The following is a 20,135-nucleotide window of genomic DNA, read 5'->3' on the forward strand; positions in this document are numbered from 1 at the left end:
TAATTCCTTCGACTGCGAGGGGTTGCGAGCATAGGGGAACGGCTGAGCTCCTCTTACAATTTCTTGACGTTGGGACCGACCGGCGGCAAGAGGAGCAGGGATGAAAAAATACATCGTCGCGGCGATCGCCGCACTGGCGCCGGCTTTCGCGCTGTCGCAGATTCTCATCGGCCAGACCGCCGGGTTCAGCGGCCCCGTCGCCGCCGGCGTCAAGGAAACCACCGAGGGCGCCAAGCTGTGGATCGACAGCGTCAACGCCAAGGGCGGCGTCAACGGGCAGAAGATCGAACTGGTCCAGATGGACGACAAGTTCGAACCGCCGCTGGCCAAGGCCAACGCGAAGGTGCTGATCGAGGACAAGAACGTCCTCGCCCTGTTCCTGAACCGCGGCACCCCCCACTCGGAAGGCATCCTGCCGCTGCTGGAACAGCACGGCGTCGCGCTGATCGCGCCGTCGACGGGCGCGATGGTGCTGCACCAGCCGGTGCGCAAGTACGTGTTCAACGTGCGCGCCACCTACCAGCGCGAGGCCGAGAAGGCGGTGACCCACCTGCAGACCATGGGCATCACCCGGATCGCTGTCGTGCACGCGGACGACTCCTTCGGGCTCGATGGCCTGGAAGGGGCGAACAAGGGCTTCGCCAAGGCGAACTTCAAGCCGGTCGCCATCATCAAGGCCGACCGCGGCAAGCCGGACTTCAAGACCATCATCCCGGCCATCACGTCCAAGGATTCGCAGGCCGTGGTCTGGATCGCGTCGGGCAACGCCGTCGCCGACGGCGTCAAGGCGCTGCGCGAAGCCAGGTCGGCGGCGCAGGTGGTGACCCTGTCCAACAACGCCTCCGCCGGCTTCATCAAGAGCCTGGGCGAGCAGGCGCGCGGCGTCGTGGTCACGCAGGTCTTCCCCTACGAGCGCTCCTATGCCTATGGCTTCATCAAGGAAGCCATGGTGCTGGCCAAGGAAAAGAAGATGGAGCTGAGCCCCGCCATGCTGGAGGGCTACGCGGCCGCCAAGGTGCTGGTGGAGGGCCTGCGCCGCGCCGGCCCCAACCCGACGCGGGCCAAGCTGGTGACGGCACTGGACTCGATCAAGAAGTTCGACATCGGCGGGCTGGAAGTGAGCTACGCGGCCGATGACCACACCGGCCTGGACTTCGCCGACCTGTCCATCATCGGCTCCGACGGCAAGTTCAAGCGCTGAGCGCTGGGCGCGGCGCTCAGGCGCCGGGCTCGCACGCCAGGTGCAGCCGCACCGTGGCGCCCTGCACCGACACGCGGCCGCCCATGCCTTCCATGCGCAGCCGCGCCGACTCCAGGCGGGGATCGCCCACGGGGAACAGGCAGCTGTCGCCGGAACCGGGACATTCGCCGCGGATCTGCAGCGCGACTTCCGGCCCCACCGCCTGCGTTTCCACCACCAGCCCCACGTCCGGCCGCGCGCAGCCCTCGCAGCCCTGCTCGAAGGCCTGCAGCAGGCCCATCAGCACCTCGGCCAGGTGATCGGGGATGCCCCGGCAGGCGGGCAGGCCCTCGGCCAGCCGCAGCGCGATCGGCGTGCCGTGGAAGCGGCGATCGAACTTGAGGAAATCGCAGACGGAGTGCACCAGCTCGTTGATGTCCAGCAACTGCGGCGTGTCGCGGCCGGCGGTGGCGAAGTCGTTGATCCGCCGCGTCATGTTGGCGATGCGCCCGGTCTGCTCCACGATCATGCGCGGGAATTCGGGGTTCACGTCCTCGGGCCGGCGCCAGTTGCCCATCTCCTCGGCCAGCCCGGAGATGATCGCCAGCGGGTTGCCGACCTCGTGCGAGATGTTGGCCGCCATGGCGCCCATGGTGGCCATCTTGTCGCGGTGCCATTCCTGCTCGCGCAGCGCCGCCTGCTCGCGCGCGCGGGCATCGCGGTCGATCAGGCGCTGGCCGCGCCGCACGAAGAACAGCAGCGCGGCGTAGGTGAGCACCAGCAGGGCGAAGATGGTGAAGAGGAAGCGGTTGGACGCGCGTTCCACTTCGCGCTGCCTCGCGTCGGAGCCCTGCTGCAGCCGGCCCTGGTTGCGCGCGGTGATCGCCTCGCTGCGGGCGCTTGCGGCGTCCAGCTGCTTCAGCAGCGGCGTCACGTCCGAATAGATCTCGAAGACCCCGCCAATGCCGCCGCCGGGCGCCGCCACCGGGATGTAGCTCTGGATCAGGTCGCGGTCCTTGACCACGCCTTCGAAGGCGCTGAACTGGTTGCGGTGCACCAGCTCGCTCGCCGGCTTGCCGACGACGGCGGACTGCCAGCCGGCGTTGTCCACCTTGTCCTCGCCCACCTGCGCCTGCTCGGAGGAATACACCGTCAGCCCGCGCAGGTCGTAGACCTTGATCTTGAACACGGTGGTGCCGCCCATGAGGGCCCGCACCGGCGCGTCCACGCCGGCGAAGGCGGGCAGCGCCAGCACCTGGGCGCGCACCCGCGCGATGCAGTCCGCCTGCGTCGCCGGCACCGGCGTGCCGCCCGCCGCACGGGCCTCGGCCGGGGGTCGGCAGGCCTCGATCGGGATGGCTTTCGCCTGCGCCACCAGCGGCGCGAAATGCGAGGACCACAGCGCGTTGGCGAACACCCGGGTCAGTGCGATGTGCCCGGCCTCGTGCACCGCGACCAGGTTGGCGCGCGCGGAGTCCCGCTGCTCCTGCAGCAGGTCGGCCTGCACCTTGGCGAAGAAAGCGACCTGGTCGCGCTGCGCGTCGTCGAAGTACTTCTCCTCGCCGCGCTGCAGAAAGAAGAGCGCGGCGCCGAGCACGCCGAAGGCCATCAGGCTGGTGATGGTGAAGTGGCGGGTGAGATGGAAGCGGCGCGAGGGCACGATTCCAGTCTAGCCCGCGGCCGGGCAGCGGGCAACGCGCGGCGCCGTTCCGGCTTGCGCTAGATCAGTGCTTGGCGGCGGAAGCGCCCGAGGCGGGCGTGACCGCCTCGGTCCCGTGCTTTTCCCCGCCCATGTCCACCTTGTCCCCGGCCCGGAAGATCACGAACAGGGCGATGGCGGCGAAGACGGCAAAGCCGACGGCGATTTTCCACATGGTTGTTGTCTCCTCGGATCTCGGTAGCTTGCTTGGCAAAGGGCCCTGCGGGCAAGGCCTTTCACCCAGCAGGCGGGGTCTCAGTCGCGGGCGTAGATGTCCACGTCCTTGGTTTCGCGGATGAACAGCGTGCCGATCACGCAGGTCGCGCCGGCGATGATGATCGGGTACCAGAGGCCGTTGTACATGTTGCCGGTCTGGGCCACGATGGCGAAGGCGGTGGTGGGCAGCAGGCCGCCGAACCAGCCGTTGCCGATGTGGTACGGCAGGCTCATCGAGGTGTAGCGGATGCGCGTGGGGAACAGCTCCACCAGCATCGCCGCGATCGGGCCGTAGACCATGGTCACCAGGATCACCAGGTAGACCAGGATCGCGATCACCATGCCCTTGTTCATCTTGGCGGGGTCGGCCTTGGCGGGGTAGCCGGCGGCCTTGAGCGCGTCGTTCACTTCCTTCTTGAAGGCGGCGATCTTCTTCGTGCTGTCGTCGTCGAACTTGCTGTTGGCCACGACCGCGTTCGGCGCCACGATCGCCTTGTCGCCGATGGTGATGGTGGCCGGCTTGCCCGCCTCGCCACCGACGTTGTCGTAGCTCACCGAGTTCTGCGCCAGGTAGCGCTTGGCGATGTCGCAGGAACTGGAGAAGTCGATCTCGCGCGCCACCGGGCTGCCCTGGAAGGAGCACTGCGCGGCATCGGCGTGCACCACCACCTTGGCGCTGGCCTGGGCCGCGGCGAGGTCCGGGTTGGCGGCCTTGGTCAGCGCGCCGAACACCGGGAAGTAGGTCAGCGCGGCCAGCAGGCAGCCGGCCATGATGATGGGCTTGCGGCCGATCTTGTCCGACAGCGCGCCGAACACGATGAAGAAGGGCGTGCCGATGACCAGCGCCGCGGCCACCATCAGGTTGGCGGTGGCGTTGTCCACGCGCAGGGACTGCGTGAGGAAGAACAGCGCGTAGAACTGGCCCGAGTACCACACCACGGCCTGGCCCGCGGTCAGGCCGACCAGCGCCAGGATCACGATCTTCAGGTTCTTCCACTGGCCGAAGGACTCGGTCAGCGGCGCCTTGGAGGTCTTGCCCTCGGCCTTCATCTTCTGGAAGGCGGGCGACTCGTTCATCGACAGCCGGATCCACACCGACACGGCCAGCAGCAGCACGGACACCACGAAGGGAATGCGCCAGCCCCAGTCGGCGAAGGCCGCTTCGCCGATGGCGGTGCGGGTGCCCAGGATCACGATCAGCGACAGGAACAGCCCCAGCGTCGCGGTGGTCTGGATCCACGCCGTGTAGGCGCCGCGCTTGCCGTGCGGCGCGTGCTCGGCGACGTAGGTCGCGGCACCGCCGTACTCGCCGCCCAGGGCCAGGCCCTGCAGCATGCGCAGCGCGATCAGGATCACCGGCGCGGCCACGCCGATGCTGCCGTAGCTGGGCAGCAGGCCGACGATGAAGGTCGACAGGCCCATGATCAGGATGGTGACCAGGAAGGTGTACTTGCGGCCGATCATGTCGCCGAGCCGGCCGAACACGATGGCGCCGAAGGGGCGCACCAGGAAGCCGGCGGCGAAGGCGAGCAGCGCGAAGATGAAGGCGGAGCTCGGGTCAAGGCCGGAGAAGAACTGCTTGGCGATGATCGCGGCGAGCGAACCGTACAGGTAGAAGTCGTACCACTCGAACACGGTGCCGAGCGACGAGGCGAAGATCACCTTCTTCTCCTCGGCCGTCATCGGGCGGTTGGCGGCGGCTGCGGGAAGGACTGCGGCCATGGCTTGTCTCCAGTTTTTTGAAAGCGAGGCGGCGATTCTTGGGGGCCGCTCTGACCCTGCTCTGACGCGAATCCAACGGCTGCTTGCGCGAAACTGAATCGCCTCTGACCAATTCAGGTCAAACCCGCACGGTCGCTTTCACGATGCGGAGGGGCTCAGGGTTTGCACGGAGGCGCGAGGGTGCACGCGCCTGCGTGCTGCTGCTGCCGCGGGGCACCTCGGAGCGCGGCCGTACAGGCTCGTTCGAGCTATCGGCAGCGCGCGGGGCGGTCCGGCTCTTGCCTGCAGAATTCGCTGTCCGCGCCTTCGCGTGCATAGTGGAGCTGCCGCCGCCGGGTGCGGCCGTCCTCCCACCCCTCAAAGGTTCAGCAGTGCCCTCCAGCCCGTTCCTCGATTACTTCGGCTGCGTGGAAATCATCCACCTGCCCGCGCGCACGGACCGCTATGCGTCGCTGGCGCGCGAGCTGGCCCGCATCGGCATCGCCGTCGACGACCCGCGCGTGCGCTTTCCCGACCCGCCGATGCCGCCGGACGCCAACGGCTTTCCCAGCCGCGGCGTGTATGGCAACCACCTGAGCCACCTCGACATCCTGCGCCGGGCGCGCGACGCGCGGCTCCCCGCCGTCTGGGTGCTGGAGGACGACGCGATCTTTCGCACCTCGCTGTCGCGGCCGGAGGAACAGCAGCGGATTGTCACGCTGCTGCAGCAGCAGCCGTGGGACATGTGCTTCTTCGGGCACGCGCTGCCCAGCACCGAATTCAAGGCCGCGCCGAAAGGCCTGGTGCCGCTGTCGCGGAGCTCGAAATGGGCGCACTGCTATGCGGTGCACCAGCGGGCGCTGCCCCGCCTGGTCGCCTACCTGGAAGACGTCGAGCGGCGGCCGGAGGGACACCCCGCGGGCGGCAAGATGTACATCGACGGCTCGTTCAGCCTGTACCGCGAACACAACCCGGATTTCATCGCGCTGTTCGCCAACCCAGTGCTGTCGGTGCAGCGCGGCTCCACCAGCAGCCTGGCCTCGACCCAGTGGCGCGAGAGGCTGTCGCCGAAGCAGCGCATCGTCGAGCTGGGTCGCGCCTGCCGCGACGAGATGTGGCGGCGCACGGGCATCTACGTCTGGAACGCGCCCACGGGCTGAGCCGGCGCGCGTTCGCCCGCGGCGGGTTTCCGGGCCGCGACAGTCCTCAGGAGCCTCGGGCCTTCGCCACCGGCAAGGCGGCCGCCTGCTCCCACGCACCGCCCGTGAACCAGGGATCGCCTTCGCACCAGGCCCGCAGCATCGGCAGCCCGTCGAAGCCCCAGAACAGCTTGCCGTCCACTTCGCAGGTCGGGACGCCGAACAGGCCGTGCGCGATGGCGGCGTCGGTGTTCGCCTTCAGTTCCGCCTTCACCGCGCTGCCGTTCGGGTCGCGCGCCGGCTGCAGGTCGGCCGCCAGTGCCGCGAGGCGCTGCGCATCCGCCGCGTCGCCGCCGCCGCGCCAGACCTGGCGGAACACCGTCTCGGCGACGTGCCGGTTGACCAGCCCGTCCTCGCCGCACGCCAGCGCGAGCCGCAGGACGCCCAGGGGATTGAAGGGATGCCCTGCCGGCAGGTCCATCGGGATGCCGTGCGCGTGCGCCAGCCACAGCACCTGGCGGTAGGTCCAGTCGCGCTTGGGCGGGATCTCCGCGGGACCGAGCTGGCCGTGGTGCTTCAGCAACCCGGCGAACAGCACCGGCCGGTAGTCGACGCGGTAGCTCAGGCCCTTCAAAGCTTCCGGCAGTTTCTCGAACGCGAGGTAGGCGTAGGGCGAAAGGAAATCGAACCAGAAGGTGATGTGCTTCATGCCTGCCCTGCCCTCTTGACCAGTTCCTGCCACACGCCGCGCTTGTCCGCATCCGACGCCGAGCCCCAGGCCGCGATCTCGTCGAGCGTGCGCAAGCAGCCTTCGCACCAGCCGGTCGCCGCATCCATGCGGCACACCGAGATGCAGGGCGAAGGCACGGAGCCTTCGGCGTCCATCCCGGCGGCCGTCTCCAGCAGCAGTTCGCGCGCGGAGGCGATCATGGAAGCTTCATCCACCGCAAGAAAACGCACGGCGCCCGCTCGATCGACCGTCGGGCGCTCATGCCGCCGGCGCCTGCACCACGTCCGCCACCGGCGCGCCGGTGAGCTTCTCCAGGTCCTGCGGCCGCAGCTTGAACACGCCGTGCGGATGGCCCGCCGCGGCCCAGATCTCCTCGAAGCGGAACAGCTCGCGGTCGATCAGCGTCACCGGGGGTTCGGCATGCGCGATCGGCGAGACGCCGCCGATGGAAAAACCGGTCTTGCCCTTCACGAACTCCGCGTCCGCCCGGCCGGTCTTGCCGATGAGGGCATCGACCTTCTTCTCGTCCACCCGCCGGTCGCCCGAGGCGATCACCAGCACCGCCGCATCGTCGCTCTTGCGGCGGAAGATGATGCTCTTGGCGATCTGGCCGACCTGGATGCCCAGCGCGTCGGCCGCCTGCTGCGCCGTGCGCGCGGCGTCGTCCAGCATCACCGGCGCATGGGGATGGCCGGCGTCCAGCAGCGCGCGCGCCACCCGCTGCACGCCCTCGGGCAGGCTGCCCAGTTCCGCTCCGCACATCGTCAGCCGGCCCTCTTGTTCAGGATCGCGGTCGCCGCGCGCGAGTTGGGCTTGCGGCCCAGGTGGTCGCTGATGAACTTGCCGGCGTCGATCAGCTTGTCCAGGTCGATGCCGGTGTCGATCTCCATGCCGCGCAGCAGGTACACCACGTCTTCGCTCGCCACGTTGCCGGTGGCGCCCTTGGCATAAGGGCAGCCGCCCAGTCCGGCGACGGAGGTGTCGTACTGCCAGACACCCATCTCCAGGCAGGCCAGGGTGTTCGCCAGCGCCTGCCCGTAGGTGTCGTGGAAGTGGCCGGACACGTCGTCGATCGCGTAGTGCTTCAGCGCGGCTTCCATCGCCGCCTGCACCTTGCGCGGCGTGCCGACGCCGATGGTGTCGGCCACGCCCACGTGCTGCACGCCGATCTCCTTCATCAGCCGCGCGACCAGCTCCACGCCCTTGGGTTGTACCTCGCCCTGGTAGGGACAGCCCACGGCGACGGAGATGGCGCCGCGCACGTGGATGCCGCGCTCGCGGGCCGCCTTCACCACCGGCGCGAAGCGTTCGATGCTCTCGGCGATCGAGCAGTTGATGTTGCGCTGGCTGAAGGCCTCGCTGGCCGCGCCGAACACCACGATCTCGTCCGGCCTCGACGCGAGCGCCGCCTCGAAGCCCTTCATGTTGGGCGTGAGCACCGAATAGCGCACGCCCGGCTTGCGGCGGATGCCCGCCATCACCTCGGCGTTGTCGGCCATCTGCGGCACCCACTTGGGCGACACGAAGCTGGTGACCTCGATCTCGGTCAGCCCGGCGTCCTGCAGCCGGTGGACCAGTTCGATCTTCACCGCGGCGGGCACCGGCTCCTTCTCGTTCTGCAGGCCGTCGCGCGGGCCCACGTCGACGAGCTTGACCTTGCTGGGGGTGTTCATCACTTCATTCTCCTACGCACCGCGGCACGTGCCCGGGCGCGACTCAATATCCCTTGTACCGGTCGACCACGCCGGCGATGGGTTCTCCGCGCTCGAAGGCGCGGATCTTGTGCGCGATCTGGGCGATGCTCTCGTCGCGCAGCGTCCGCGCCGAGGTATGCGGCGTCACCGTGATCTTCGGGTGGCGCCAGAAGGGATGCTGGGCGGGCAGCGGCTCGGTGCGGAACACGTCCAGCGCCGCACCCGCGAGATGGCCGCTGTCCAGCAGGGCGATCAGGTCGGCATCGACCAGGTGCGCCCCGCGCGCGACGTTGATGACGTAGCCGCCGGGCAGCAGGCGCGACAGGGTCGCGCGGTCCAGGAGGTTCTCGGTCTCCGGCGTCAGCGGCAGCAGGTTCACCAGCACGCGGGTGCCTGCCAGGAACGCGTCGAACTGCGCCTCGCCGGCGAAGCAATCCACGCCCGCCAGGGTCCGGGCGCTGCGGCTCCAGCCGCGCACCGGGAACTCGAAGGCCGCGACGGACTGCGCCACCCGCTGGCCCAGCACGCCCAGGCCCAGCACGCCCACCGGGAAGTCGGCGCGCACCCGCGGCTTGCGGAAGCCCCACTTGCCGGCGGCCGCATCGCGCTCGTAGCCGTCGAGCTCGCGGAAGTGCCGGACCAGCGCATGGCAGACGAACTCCGCCATCTGCACCGACATGCCGGCGTCATCGAGCCGAACCAGCACCGCCTCGGGTGGAAGCCGCAGCTTCATCAAGGCGTCCACGCCGGCGCCGATGTTGAAGATGCCCTTCAGCCCCGCCTGCTCGTCCAGGAACTGCTGGGGCGGCGCCCAGACCACGGCGTGGTCGGCCTGGGGCGCGCCGGGGCGCCAGTCTTCCACCTCGGCGCCAGGCAGCGCGGCGCGCAAGCCCTCCAGCCAGGGCGCGATCTTGGTGTCGGTGCAGCAGACGGTGATGCGCATGGCGGCTATTGTGGCGGAGGCTTGACGCTGACCCATCCGCGGTGCGAAGCTGCCGCGGCCGTTGTTCCAACAAACCAGGAGACACGATGAAGCGCCACTTCCTGCGCGGCTTCGGGCTGGCATTCGCCGCCCTGCTGCTTGCCGCCTTCCAGGCGATCGCCGCCGACTATCCCGCGCCGAAGCAAGGCGTCTGGACCGTCAAGGACTTCAAGTTCCACAGCGGCCAGGTGCTGCCGGAGCTGAAGCTCGCGTACAGCACGGTGGGCGAGCCCACGGGCCAGCCGGTGCTGGTGCTGCACGGCACCACGGGCTCGGCGGCCAGCATGCTGAACCCCAACTTCGCGGGCGAACTGTTCGGGCCGGGCCAGCCGCTGGACGCCAGCAAGTACTTCATCATCCTCACGGACGCGGTCGGCACCGGCCGCTCCAGCAAGCCCTCGGACGGCCTGCGCATGAACTTCCCCAAGTACAACTACGACGACATGGTCGATGCGCAGTACCGGCTCGTCACCGAGCACCTGGGCATCAAGCACCTGCGGCTGGTGATCGGCAATTCCATGGGCGGCATGCAGACCTGGATCTGGGCGCAGAAGTACCCCGCCATGATGGACGTCGCCGTGCCGATGGCCTCGCTGCCCACGGCCATGTCCGGGCGCAACTGGATGCTGCGCCGCCTGCTGACCGAATCGATCCGCCGCGACCCGGCCTGGAACAACGGCAACTACACGTCGCAGCCGCCCGGCTTCCAGCTCGCCTCGGTGTTCTTCGCCACCGCCACCAACGGCGGCAACCATTCGTACATGAAGGCCGGCCCGACGCGTGAAAAGGCCGACGCGGCGCTGGAGGCGCGGCTGAAGCCCGGGGCCATGGTCGCCGACGCCAACGACCACTTGCTGCAGTGGGAATCCTCGGCCGACTACAACCCGTCGCCCGGCCTGGAGAAGATCACCGCGACGCTGCTGGCCATCAACTCGGCCGACGACGAGCGCAACCCGGTGGAGCTGGGCATCCTGGACCGCGAGATCAAGCGCGTGAAGAACGGCCGCGCCTACGTGATCCCGGCCAGCGACCAGACGCTCGGTCATGGCACCACGGGGAGCGCGCGCTTCTGGAAGCAGGAACTCGATGCCGTGCTGAAAAGCGCGCCGCGATCGGGGATGTGATCGGGATCGCTGGGGTTCGCCTTCGGGCTCACCCCAGCCTACGTCCTGCTTGAGCCCCGCGCCGTAGGCTGGCGGTGAGCGCGAAGCCGAACCCCAGCTCACTTGAGCCCCGCGCCGTAGGCTGGCGGTGAGCGCGAAGCCGAACCCCAGCTCACGCGCCCAGCTTCAGCAGCTCCGCCCCCTCGGCCACCTGGTCCCCCGGCGCATAGAGCACCTCGGCAACGGTGCCGTCGGCCGGTGCGGCGATGGTGTGCTCCATCTTCATCGCCTCCATCACCGCCAGCGCCTGGCCCTTGCGCACCTTGTCGCCGGCCTTCACCGAGAACGACACCACCTTGCCCGGCATCGGCGCCGTCAGCCGGCCGCTATCGGCGGCGCTGTCGCCCGCGTGCGCGAGCAGGTCGATGGACACGATCTGCGTCGCGCCTTCCGCCGTGAACACGTGATCGGACTCGCCCAGGGTGTAGACCACCGCGCGCGTGTGCTGGCCGGCGTAACGCACCTCCAGCGTGTCGCCGGCCGCGGTGAATGACAGCGGCGCCGCCTGGCCATTGACCGCCAGCACCAGCGCGCCATCGTGCAGCGTGTCCAGTTCCGCCTTGGTGTGCTGGCCGCCGAAGTCGAACTCCAGCCGGCGCGTCGCGGCGCCGTGCGAACGCCAGCCGTCGCGGCGGCTGAACGGGTCGTCCCCGGCCAGCACCTGCTCGTCCAGCAGCGTCTTGGCCACCGCGCAGGCGGCGGCCAGCTCCAGCCCCACCGGCTGCTGCTGGAACAGCACCGCGGCCTCGCGCTGGATCAGCGCGGTGTCCAGGTCGGCCTGCGCGAACGAGCGGCTCTTCACCACGTGGCGCAGGAACTGCACGTTGGTGGCCAGCCCGACGATGTGGGTCGCGGCCAGCGCATCGTCCAGCCGCGCGAGCGCCTCGGCGCGCGTGGCACCATGCACGATCAGCTTGGCGATCATCGAGTCGTAGAAGGGCGAGATCGCATCGCCTTCGCGCACGCCGTCGTCCACGCGCACGCTGCCGCGCTGGAACGCGGTGTGCGGCGGCTTGCGGTACACGTGCAGCGTGCCGGTCGCCGGCAGGAAGTTGTTGTCCGGGTTCTCGGCGCAGATGCGCGCCTCGATCGCATGCCCGTGGATGCGCAGTTCGGCCTGCTGCAGCGGCAGCGGCTCGCCGGCGGCCACGCGCAGCTGCCACTCCACCAGGTCCAGGCCCGTGATCGCCTCGGTGACCGGATGCTCCACCTGCAGGCGCGTGTTCATCTCCATGAAGAAGAAGTGCATCTCCCCATGGCGCTGTTCGACGATGAATTCGACGGTACCGGCGCCGACGTACTTCACCGCGCGCGCCGCGGCCACGGCGGCCTCGCCCATCTGGCGACGCAGCGCTTCGGTCATGCCGGGCGCGGGCGCCTCTTCCAGCACCTTCTGGTGGCGCCGCTGCACCGAGCAGTCGCGCTCGAACAGGTAGACGTAGTTGCCCAGCGTGTCGCCGAACACCTGGATCTCGATGTGGCGCGGCCGGGTGACGTACTTCTCCACCAGCACCGCATCGTCACCGAAGCTGCTGCGCGCCTCGCGCTGGCAGGACGCGAGCGCGGCGGCGAAATCGGCGGCCTTGTCCACCGCCCGCATGCCCTTGCCGCCGCCGCCCGCGCTGGCCTTGATCAGCACCGGATAGCCGATGCGGTCCGCTTCACGCTGCAGCAGCGCCGGATCCTGGTCGGCGCCGTGGTAGCCCGGCACCAGCGGGACGCCCGCCTTTTCCATCAGCTGCTTGGACTCCGCCTTCAGGCCCATCGCCTGGATGGCCGAGGCGGGCGGGCCGATGAAGACCAGGCCCGCTTCGGCGCAGGCGGCGGCGAAGGCCTCGTTCTCGCTCAGGAAGCCGTAACCGGGGTGGATCGCTTCCGCGCCGGTGGCACGGGCGGCTTCGATGATGCGTTCCCAGCGCAGGTAGCTGTCCTTGGGCGCGCTGCCGCCGATGTGCACCGCCTCGTCGCAGGCCTGCACGTGCTTGGCATTCGCATCGGCATCGGAGTACACGGCCACGGTCTTGATCGCCATGCGACGTGCCGTTGCAGCCACCCGGCAGGCGATTTCGCCGCGGTTCGCGATCAGGATTTTTCGGAACATGTCGTTTGCTTTCGGGGCGATCAGCCCAGTTCGCGCGGCATCGGCCGCCCCTTGAAGAATCCGCCCACCCCTTGCGCCACCGCGCGCAGGAACTTGACCAGCACCACCAGCAGGATCACGGCGAGCACGATGCTCACCAGCAGCACCACCGCGAAGAGTGCCGGATGCGTGGCCGACAGCCACAGCATGAACACCACCAGCCCGTCTTCCGCCAGCGACACCGCCACGTTGGAGAAGGGCTCGGGCGAGGTGTTGACCGCCGCCCGCGTCGTCATCTTGGTCGCATGGCTGGTCGCGGCCAGGCTGCCGCCCAGCAGCGCCGCGATCCAGGTCATCGCCTGGCTGTCGGCGCCGAGCGCGCCGGCCGCCAGCGCCGCTCCCGCCGGGATGCGGATCACCGTGTGCACCGCATCCCACATCGAATCCACGAAGGGAATCTTGTCGGCGAAGAACTCCACGAACAGCATGAAGCCGCTGGCCACCAGCACGGCCGGGTGCTGCAGCACGTGCAGCCCCGCGGGCAGCTGCACCCAACCCATCCAGCCGGCCATCCCCGTGAGGAACACGGCGGCATAGAGCCGGAACCCGCTCGCCCAGCCCAGCGCCGCCGCCAGCGCGACGAGCTGCGGGGTATCGACCAGGTGGGACAGCGCGTCCGGCATGTCAGGCCCCGGGCAACCAGTTCGGTTTGCGCTTGCCGAGGAAGGACTGGATGCCTTCGCGGCCTTCGTCGCTGGCGCGGATTTCGGCGATGCCTTCCACCGTGCGGCGCACCAGGCCCGCGGTGATCTCTTGGCCCGCCACGTCGTGCAGCAGCTTCTTGCAGGCCTTCACCGCCTCGGGCCCGGCGTTCACCAGCGCCTGCGCGATCTCGGCCGTCTTCGCATCCAGCGCTTCGGCCTTCACCACCTCGTGCACGAAGCCGATGCGCAGCGCCTCGGCGGCATCGAAGCGTTCGGCCGTGAGGAACCAGCGGTGCGCGGCGCGCGCGCCCATCGCGCGGATCACGTACGGACTGATGGTGGCGGGGATGAGCCCCAGGCGCACTTCGCTCAGGCAGTACTGCGCCGTGTCCACCGACACCGCGATGTCGCAGGCCGCCACCAGCCCGGTGCCGCCGGCGTACACGTCGCCCTGCACCTTGGCGATGGTGGGCTTGGGGCAGTGGAAGAGTACCTCCAGCATGCGCGCGAGCTGGGAGGCGTCCGCCAGGTTTTCCTCGCGCGTGTAGGTGGCCATGCGCTTCATCCAGTTGAGGTCGGCGCCGGCGCAGAAGGCGGGGCCGTTGCCGGCCAGCACGATGCAGCGGACCTCGTCGCGCTTGGCGAGTTCGCCGAACACCGCCGTCAGTTCGGCGATCACCTCGTCGTTGAAGGCGTTGCGGACTTCGGGTCGGTTGAGCGTGACGGTCTCGACACCACGGTCGAAGCTGAGGGTCAGGTGTTTCATCGCAGGGTCCTTCAATACCGCTTGGCCACTTCTTCCAGCATCACCTCGGTGGCGCCGCCGCCGATGGCCAGCACGCGCGCATCGCGCCACAGCCGCTCCACCGCCGTCTCGCGGATGTAGCCCATGCCGCCGTGGAACTGCTGGCAGGCCTGCACCACCTCGTTGACCAGCTCGCCGGTGAGCGCCTTGAGCATGGAGACGTCCTGCACGATGTCGTGGCCCTGCGTGACGCGCCAGGCGCAGTGGTACATGAACTGCCGCGCCGCGCGCGTCTTCGCATCGAGCATGGACAGGCGCTGGCGGATCACCTGCTGGTCCCACAGCAGTCCGCCGAAGGCCTGGCGTTGCCGCACGTAGTCCAGCGTGAGCTTCAGCGCCTGCTGGCAGTGGCCGACCGCCATCGCGGCCAGCGCGATGCGCTCGGTCTGGAAGTTCTTCATCACCGAGTAGAAGCCCTTGCCCTCCTCGCCCAGCAGGTTGGCTGCGGGGATGCGCACGTTGTCGAACACCAGTTCGGCCGTGTCGGAGGACAGCCAGCCGGTCTTCTTGAGCGCGCGGCCGACGCTGAAGCCGGGCGTGCCCTTCTCGACGATGAACATCGACACCTCGCGCTTGCCCGGGCCTGACTTCGCCGCGACGAAGTACAGGTCGGCATGCACACCGTTGGTGATGAACATCTTGGTGCCGTTGAGCACCCAATGGTCGCCGTCGCGCCGCGCGCTGGTGCGGATGCCGGCGACGTCGGAGCCCGCGCCCGGCTCGGTGATCGCGACGGCGCAGACCTTCTCGCCGGCAGCGAGTGCACGCAGGTACTTGTCCTTCTGCGCCGGGCTGCCCGCATGGTGCAGGTGCGGCCCGGCCATGTCGGTGTGGACCAGCACGGTGATGATGAAGCCGGCGAAGGTGGACTGCGACAGCGCCTCGGCGAACACCAGGTTGGTCATCGCGTCGGCGCCGCCGCCGCCGTACTGCGGTTCCCACATCAGGCCCAGCATGCCGGCCGCGCCCATGCGGCGCATCACCTCGCGCGGCACGAAACCCTGCTCCTCCCACTGCTGGCCGTGCGGCTCGACCTCTTTCGCGATGAAGCGCGCGAGCTGGTCGCGCAGCAGTTCGTGCTCGGGCGTGTCGTAGATGGAGATGTTGCTCATCGCGCGCCCTTACATGCGGAAGACGCCGAATTTCGGCTCGCCGATCGGCGCGTTCAGCGAAGCGGACAGTCCCAGCGCCAGCACGCGGCGCGTGTCCGCCGGATCGATCACGCCGTCGTCCCACAGCCGTGCGCTGGAGTAGTAGGGATGCGACTGGCGGCCGAACTGGTCCAGGATCGGCTGCTTGAAGGCGGCCTCTTCCTCGCTGCTCCAGCTGCCGCCGCGCCCCTCGATGCCGTCGCGCTTGACGGTGGCCAGCACGCTGGCGGCCTGCTCGGCGCCCATCACGCAGATGCGCGCGCTGGGCCACATCCACAGGAAGCGCGGCGAGTACGCGCGGCCGCACATGCCGTAATTGCCGGCGCCGTAGCTGCCGCCGATGATGATGGTGAACTTGGGCACGGTGGCGGTGGCCACGGCCGTCACCATCTTGGCGCCGTGGCGGGCGATGCCCTCGCTCTCGTACTTGCGGCCCACCATGAAGCCGGTGATGTTCTGCAGGAACAGCAGCGGCACCTTGCGCTGGCAGCACAGCTCGATGAAGTGCGCGCCCTTCTGCGCCGACTCGGAGAACAGGATGCCGTTGTTAGCGACGATGCCCACCGGCATGCCCTCCACGTGCGCGAAGCCGCACACCAGGGTCGTGCCGTAGCGCGCCTTGAACTCGTGGAACTCGGAGCCGTCGACGATGCGGGCGATGATCTCGCGCACGTCGAAGGGCTTGCGGGCATCGGTCGGGATCACGCCGTACAGCTCGCGCCCGTCGTACTTCGGCGGCAGCGGCTTGCGCAGCTGTACCGGCGGCTCCTTCGGCCGGTTGAGCGTCGCCACCGCCTGGCGCGCGATCGCCAGCGCGTGCTCGTCGTTCATCGCCAGGTGGTCGGCCACGCCGGACAGCCGCGTGTGCACGTCGCCGCCACCCAGGTCCTCGGCGCTCACGATCTCGCCGATGGCGGCCTTCACCAGCGGCGGGCCGCCCAGGAAGATGGTGCCCTGCTCCTTGACGATGATGGTCTCGTCGCTCATCGCCGGTACGTACGCGCCGCCGGCGGTGCAGGAGCCCATCACCACGGCGATCTGGGCGATGCCCTGCGCGGAGAGGTTGGCCTGGTTGTAGAAGATGCGGCCGAAGTGCTCGCGGTCCGGGAACACCTCGTCCTGGTTGGGCAGGTTGGCGCCGCCCGAGTCCACCAGGTAGATGCAGGGCAGCCGGTTCTGCGCGGCGATCTCCTGCGCCCGCAGGTGCTTCTTCACCGTCATCGGGTAGTAGGTGCCGCCCTTCACGGTGGCGTCGTTGCACACCACCATGCAGTCGATGCCGCTCACCCGGCCGATGCCGGCGATCATGCCGGCGCAGGGCGCGGCCATGCCGCCGTCCTTTTCCAGGTACATGCCGTGCGCCGCCAGCGGTCCGATTTCCAGGAAGGGCGTGCCCGGGTCCAGCAGCATCTGCACGCGCTCGCGCGGCGGCAGCTTGCCGCGCGACTCGTGCTTCTTGCGCGCCGCCTCGCCGCCGCCGGCTGCGTGCACGGCCACCTGCGCGTTGAGGTCGTCCACCAGCGCCTGCATCGCGGCGGCGTTGGCCTGGAAGTCCGCGGACCGGGAATTGAGCTGCGTTGCGAGAACCGGCACTGTGTCTCCTGGCTTCTTGTCCCCTCCCCCGCGGGGGGAGGGCTAGGGTGGGGGCGCTCCCCTGCAATCCGACTGCGTTCAGGGGAAGGCGTTCCCCGGAGCTTAGTCCCATCCCCGCGCGCAGGGCTTGCCCCGCTGGGTGCAAATCCTGCCACGGCGCTAGACTCCGGGCCATGCCCGCCGCCGCCCGCCAGCGCAGCCCTGCCGCCGTCACGCCCATGGCCTTCGCCCGAGCCATCGCGGCGGCCTACCGGCGCCACGGCAGCGACCCGGACGGGGCCTTGCGCCTGGCACAGATCACGCCAGCGCAGCTGAGGCAGCCGGACGGCCGGATGACCTCGCGCCAGATGGAGATCCTGTCCGGCGCGGCCATGCAGGAGCTGGACGACGAGGGCCTGGGCGCCTTCGGCCGGCGGCTGCCCTGGGGCAGCTACGGCATGCTGGCGCGCGCGTCGCTGACCGCAGCCCACCTGGGCGTGGCGCTCAAGCGCTGGTGCCGCCACCATGGCCTGCTGACCGATGACGTGCAGCTCTCCGTGGAGGTGAGCGGCGCGGTCGCCGAGATCCGGCTGGAGGAGCGCAGTCCCCTGCCGGCCGAGATCCGCGAGCTGAGCCTGGCCTTCGTGCTGCGCAACATCCACGGGCTGGCCTGCTGGTACATCGACTCGCGCATCCCGCTGCAGGGCGCGGCCTTCCCGTTCCCGGCGCCGCCGCACGCCGACGCCTATGCGCACATGTTCCCGGGCCCGCTGCAGTTCGACGCGCCGCGCGCCGCCATCCGCTTCGATGCGCAGTACCTGAAGCTGCCGCTGCGGCGCGACGAGAAGGCGCTGGCGCAGATGCTGCAGCGGGCGCTGTCGATCACCGTGCTGCAGTACCGGCGCGATCGACTGCTGGTGCCGCAGGTGCGCCAGGTGCTGGCCGCGCATCCGGAGCGCAGCCACAGCGCGGACGCGCTGGCGGGAGTGCTGCACGTGTCGCCGCGCACGCTGCACCGGCAGCTCAAGGAAGAAGGCGCGAGCCTGCAGCAGCTGAAGGACGAGGTGCGGCTGGAGCGCGCCAAGGACCTGCTCTACCGCACCGACAAGCCGGTCAAGCAGGTGGCCGCCGCCGTGGGCTTCCGCAACGAGAAGAGCTTCGGCCGCGCGTTCAAGGAGTGGGTCGGCGTGACGCCGGCGGCGTTCCGCGACGCGGGCTAGGCGTCCCCCGCCAGCTTTCTGTACAGCGTGTTGCGGCTGATCCCCAGCCGGCGCGCCGCCTCCGACATGTTGCCCTCGACTTCCTGCACGCAGCGCTGGATCGCGCGCAGCGACAGGCTGCGCAGGTCTTCCGGCGGCTCCGCCTCCGCCGCAGGCGCGGCGGCGCCGCGCAGTTCCTGCGCGAAGTCGTCGCACAGGTGCTGCCAGCCGATCTGCGCTTCATGCGGCTCCAGCAGCGCGCAGGCGGTGCGCAGCACGCTGGACAGCTGCCGCAGGTTGCCCGGCCAGGCGTGGGCGCGCAGGGCCGCCAGCAGATCCGGGGCGATGCCGATCTCGCGCTGCGGCAGCAGGCGGCGCAGGTCCTGCTGCAGCAACTCCGGCAGGTCGCTGCGCGCGCGCAGCGCCGGCACCTTGAGCGTGAAGCCGTTCAGGCGGTAGAACAGGTCTTCGCGGAACTGCCCGGCCTCGATCTGCGCGCGCAGGTCGCGGTGGGTCGCGCAGATCAGCCAGAAGTCCACCGGCACCGGCTTGCCGCCGCCCAGCGGGCTCACCTGCCGGTCCTGCAGCACGCGCAGCAGCCGCGTCTGCATCGCCAGCGGCATGTCGCCGATCTCGTCGAGGAACAGCGTGCCGCCCTGCGCCTCGCGGATGCGGCCCAGCGCGCCCTCGCGAGCCGCGCCGGTGAAGGCGCCGCGCTCGTAGCCGAACAGCTCGGCCTCGATCAGCGCTTCGGGCAGCGCCGCGCAGTTGACGGCGACGAAGGCCTGGCCCCGGCGCGGGCTGCTCTCGTGCATGGCGCGCGCCAGCACTTCCTTGCCGGCGCCCGACTCGCCCTGCACCAGCAAGGGAATGCCGCTGCCGGCCAGCTTGCGTGCCCGCGCCAGCGTTGCGCGCATCGCCGCATCGCCGGTGTCCAGCGCCGCCAGCGCATCCTGCGGCAATACTTCGCTGACCGCTTCCGGCGATCGCGGGCGGTGCGCCTGCAGCGGCCTTGCCGTCTCGATGCGCGCCCAGAAGGCCTGGCCGTCACGCCCATGCACGCTGCGTGGCGCCGAAGGCGCGCGCACGAAGCAGTCGAGCAGCAGCGATAGCGGCTCCTCGATCACGTCCGCCAGCGCGGTGCGTACGAGGGCGTTCCAGGGCAGGCCGAGCATCTGCAGCGCCGTGCGGTTGGCGCCGGCCAGGCTGCCGTCCTCCCGCACCGCCAGCAGTCCTTCGGTGAGCGTGCCGATGCCCTCCGGCTGCGCGTGCAGCCGCAGCACCACGCCGGGCCAGTGGCGCGGGTCGTGCCGCGTCTCGAACAGGCGGTGCTCGATCATGCGGGCGGCCGAGCGCACCAGGCCGATGGTGTGGCGGTGGTAGCCGCGGTGATCGCCCGACACGTCCAGCACGCCCAGCACGGTGCCGGAGGGCGCGACGATGGGGGCGGCGGCGCAGGTGAGGAAGCCGTTGCGTTCCAGGTAGTGCTCGTCGCCGTGCACCACCACCGGCTGGCCGTCGGCCAGCGCGGTGCCGATCGCGTTGGTGCCGCGGTGCTGTTCGCACCAGGTGGCGCCGGGGCGCAGCGCCACGCGCTCCGCGCGGCTGAGGAAATGCAGGTCACCCAGCGCCTGCAGCACCAGGCCGTCGGCGCCGGCCAGGATGACCATGCTCTCGGTGCCTTCGGTGTGCTCGGCCAGGAACTCCATGGCGGGGCGCGCGTGCGCCACCAGTTCGCGCTGCAGTTCCATCGCGCGCGCCAGCTGGGCGCCGGAGGCATGCGGCGCGCCGGGCATGCGGCCGCTGGGCAGCAGGCCGGCCTGCCAGCTGCGCAGCCAGGACGGCGCCAGCTCCGGGCCCACCAGTTCGCGCGCCAGCTCGCCGCGCTCCATCAGCTGGCGGCGCGCGAGCCGCAGCCCGCGCGCGGCGGGACGCTCCTGCATGGCGGTGGTCCGCGTCATGGCTTGTCTCCTGTGGCGGAATATGCGGCACCGGTGTGTCCCGGTTCAGCCGGAAAAAGGGGCGACCTGTCCCGTTCTGGCACAACCGTGGCAGCCACCTGCGCCACGCCTGCACTGCAGCCACCGTAAGGCCGCTTCCTTTCTGCAGGCTTGCAGCCA

18 protein-coding genes are annotated in these 20,135 nt (G+C 69.8%); 4 read left to right on the top strand and 14 right to left on the bottom strand.

Annotated features, from left to right (window positions below; genetic code table 11):
* The first annotated feature begins 100 nt into the window (after nt 1-100).
* Complete coding sequence (locus tag AC1DSA_RS01015; protein WP_477885146.1) at nt 101-1,201, top strand: ABC transporter substrate-binding protein; 1,101 nt, start codon at nt 101-103, stop codon at nt 1,199-1,201.
* Nucleotides 1,202-1,217: 16 nt separating this feature from the next.
* Here AC1DSA_RS01015 and AC1DSA_RS01020 read toward each other — a convergent pair whose 3' ends face one another.
* The 3 genes from AC1DSA_RS01020 to AC1DSA_RS01030 all read right to left on the bottom strand — a co-directional run bounded on the left by AC1DSA_RS01020 (nt 1,218) and on the right by AC1DSA_RS01030 (nt 4,817).
* The gene (locus tag AC1DSA_RS01020; protein ID WP_477885148.1) at nt 1,218-2,840 is read right to left on the bottom strand and encodes a sensor histidine kinase; all 1,623 of its coding nucleotides are present in this window, start codon (nt 2,838-2,840) and stop codon (nt 1,218-1,220) included.
* 64 nt (nt 2,841-2,904) lie between these two features.
* Nucleotides 2,905-3,054, bottom strand: coding sequence for a hypothetical protein (locus AC1DSA_RS01025; protein WP_477885150.1), 150 nt, complete (start codon nt 3,052-3,054; stop codon nt 2,905-2,907).
* A gap of 80 nt (nt 3,055-3,134) precedes the next feature.
* Entirely contained in the window at nt 3,135-4,817 is a 1,683-nt protein-coding gene (locus AC1DSA_RS01030) for an MFS transporter (RefSeq protein WP_477885152.1), read from the bottom strand.
* 371 nt (nt 4,818-5,188) lie between these two features.
* Here AC1DSA_RS01030 and AC1DSA_RS01035 point away from each other — a divergent pair, with 371 nt between their 5' ends.
* The gene (locus AC1DSA_RS01035) at nt 5,189-5,956 is read left to right on the top strand and encodes a hypothetical protein (protein ID WP_477885154.1); all 768 of its coding nucleotides are present in this window, start codon (nt 5,189-5,191) and stop codon (nt 5,954-5,956) included.
* A gap of 46 nt (nt 5,957-6,002) precedes the next feature.
* Here the strand turns inward: AC1DSA_RS01035 and AC1DSA_RS01040 are convergent, their stop codons facing one another.
* From AC1DSA_RS01040 to AC1DSA_RS01060, 5 genes are read right to left on the bottom strand one after another with little or no spacing between them, the layout of a single operon-like run.
* Nucleotides 6,003-6,644 (bottom strand): 2-hydroxychromene-2-carboxylate isomerase, encoded by a 642-nt coding sequence (locus AC1DSA_RS01040; RefSeq protein WP_477885156.1) that lies wholly within the window; start codon nt 6,642-6,644, stop codon nt 6,003-6,005.
* Nucleotides 6,641-6,865, bottom strand: coding sequence for a DUF1289 domain-containing protein (locus AC1DSA_RS01045; protein ID WP_477885158.1), 225 nt, complete (start codon nt 6,863-6,865; stop codon nt 6,641-6,643). The genes AC1DSA_RS01040 and AC1DSA_RS01045 overlap by 4 nt, the downstream gene beginning before the upstream one ends.
* A gap of 58 nt (nt 6,866-6,923) precedes the next feature.
* Nucleotides 6,924-7,427: a YbaK/EbsC family protein gene (locus AC1DSA_RS01050; protein ID WP_477885160.1), complete on the bottom strand. Its 504-nt coding sequence runs from the start codon at nt 7,425-7,427 to the stop codon at nt 6,924-6,926.
* Between the two features lie 2 nt (nt 7,428-7,429).
* Nucleotides 7,430-8,338 carry a hydroxymethylglutaryl-CoA lyase gene (locus AC1DSA_RS01055; protein ID WP_477885162.1) on the bottom strand — a complete coding sequence of 303 codons (909 nt, stop codon included), beginning with the start codon at nt 8,336-8,338 and terminating at the stop codon, nt 7,430-7,432.
* A gap of 43 nt (nt 8,339-8,381) precedes the next feature.
* Nucleotides 8,382-9,302, bottom strand: a complete 921-nt coding sequence (locus tag AC1DSA_RS01060; RefSeq protein ID WP_477885164.1) for a 2-hydroxyacid dehydrogenase — start codon at nt 9,300-9,302, stop codon at nt 8,382-8,384.
* An 86-nt stretch (nt 9,303-9,388) separates the two neighbouring features.
* Between AC1DSA_RS01060 and AC1DSA_RS01065 the strand changes: the two genes are divergently transcribed.
* The gene (locus tag AC1DSA_RS01065) at nt 9,389-10,465 is read left to right on the top strand and encodes an alpha/beta fold hydrolase (protein WP_477885166.1); all 1,077 of its coding nucleotides are present in this window, start codon (nt 9,389-9,391) and stop codon (nt 10,463-10,465) included.
* A gap of 151 nt (nt 10,466-10,616) precedes the next feature.
* Here AC1DSA_RS01065 and AC1DSA_RS01070 read toward each other — a convergent pair whose 3' ends face one another.
* Genes AC1DSA_RS01070 through AC1DSA_RS01090 form a run of 5 tightly spaced genes read right to left on the bottom strand, consistent with a single transcriptional unit; the run spans nt 10,617 to nt 16,837 of the window.
* Nucleotides 10,617-12,605 carry an acetyl/propionyl/methylcrotonyl-CoA carboxylase subunit alpha gene (locus AC1DSA_RS01070; protein WP_477885168.1) on the bottom strand — a complete coding sequence of 663 codons (1,989 nt, stop codon included), beginning with the start codon at nt 12,603-12,605 and terminating at the stop codon, nt 10,617-10,619.
* Nucleotides 12,606-12,625: 20 nt separating this feature from the next.
* A complete protein-coding gene (locus tag AC1DSA_RS01075; RefSeq protein WP_477885170.1) occupies nt 12,626-13,267 on the bottom strand; it encodes a DUF4126 domain-containing protein in 642 nt (213 codons plus the stop codon).
* 1 nt (nt 13,268) lies between these two features.
* Nucleotides 13,269-14,054 carry an enoyl-CoA hydratase/isomerase family protein gene (locus AC1DSA_RS01080; RefSeq protein WP_477885172.1) on the bottom strand — a complete coding sequence of 262 codons (786 nt, stop codon included), beginning with the start codon at nt 14,052-14,054 and terminating at the stop codon, nt 13,269-13,271.
* A gap of 11 nt (nt 14,055-14,065) precedes the next feature.
* Nucleotides 14,066-15,205, bottom strand: coding sequence for an acyl-CoA dehydrogenase family protein (locus AC1DSA_RS01085; protein WP_477885174.1), 1,140 nt, complete (start codon nt 15,203-15,205; stop codon nt 14,066-14,068).
* Between the two features lie 9 nt (nt 15,206-15,214).
* On the bottom strand, nt 15,215-16,837 hold the full coding sequence (locus AC1DSA_RS01090) for a carboxyl transferase domain-containing protein (protein ID WP_477885176.1): 1,623 nt from the start codon (nt 16,835-16,837) through the stop codon (nt 15,215-15,217).
* Between the two features lie 173 nt (nt 16,838-17,010).
* Here AC1DSA_RS01090 and AC1DSA_RS01095 point away from each other — a divergent pair, with 173 nt between their 5' ends.
* The gene (locus tag AC1DSA_RS01095; RefSeq protein ID WP_477885178.1) at nt 17,011-18,036 is read left to right on the top strand and encodes an AraC family transcriptional regulator; all 1,026 of its coding nucleotides are present in this window, start codon (nt 17,011-17,013) and stop codon (nt 18,034-18,036) included.
* Here the strand turns inward: AC1DSA_RS01095 and AC1DSA_RS01100 are convergent.
* Nucleotides 18,033-19,976, bottom strand: coding sequence for a sigma-54-dependent Fis family transcriptional regulator (locus AC1DSA_RS01100; RefSeq protein ID WP_477885180.1), 1,944 nt, complete (start codon nt 19,974-19,976; stop codon nt 18,033-18,035). The two genes, AC1DSA_RS01095 and AC1DSA_RS01100, sit on opposite strands and share 4 nt — an antisense overlap.
* Between the last annotated feature and the right edge of the window lie 159 nt (nt 19,977-20,135).

The sequence above is a fragment of the Ramlibacter sp. P4_H7 genome (assembly GCF_056400765.1).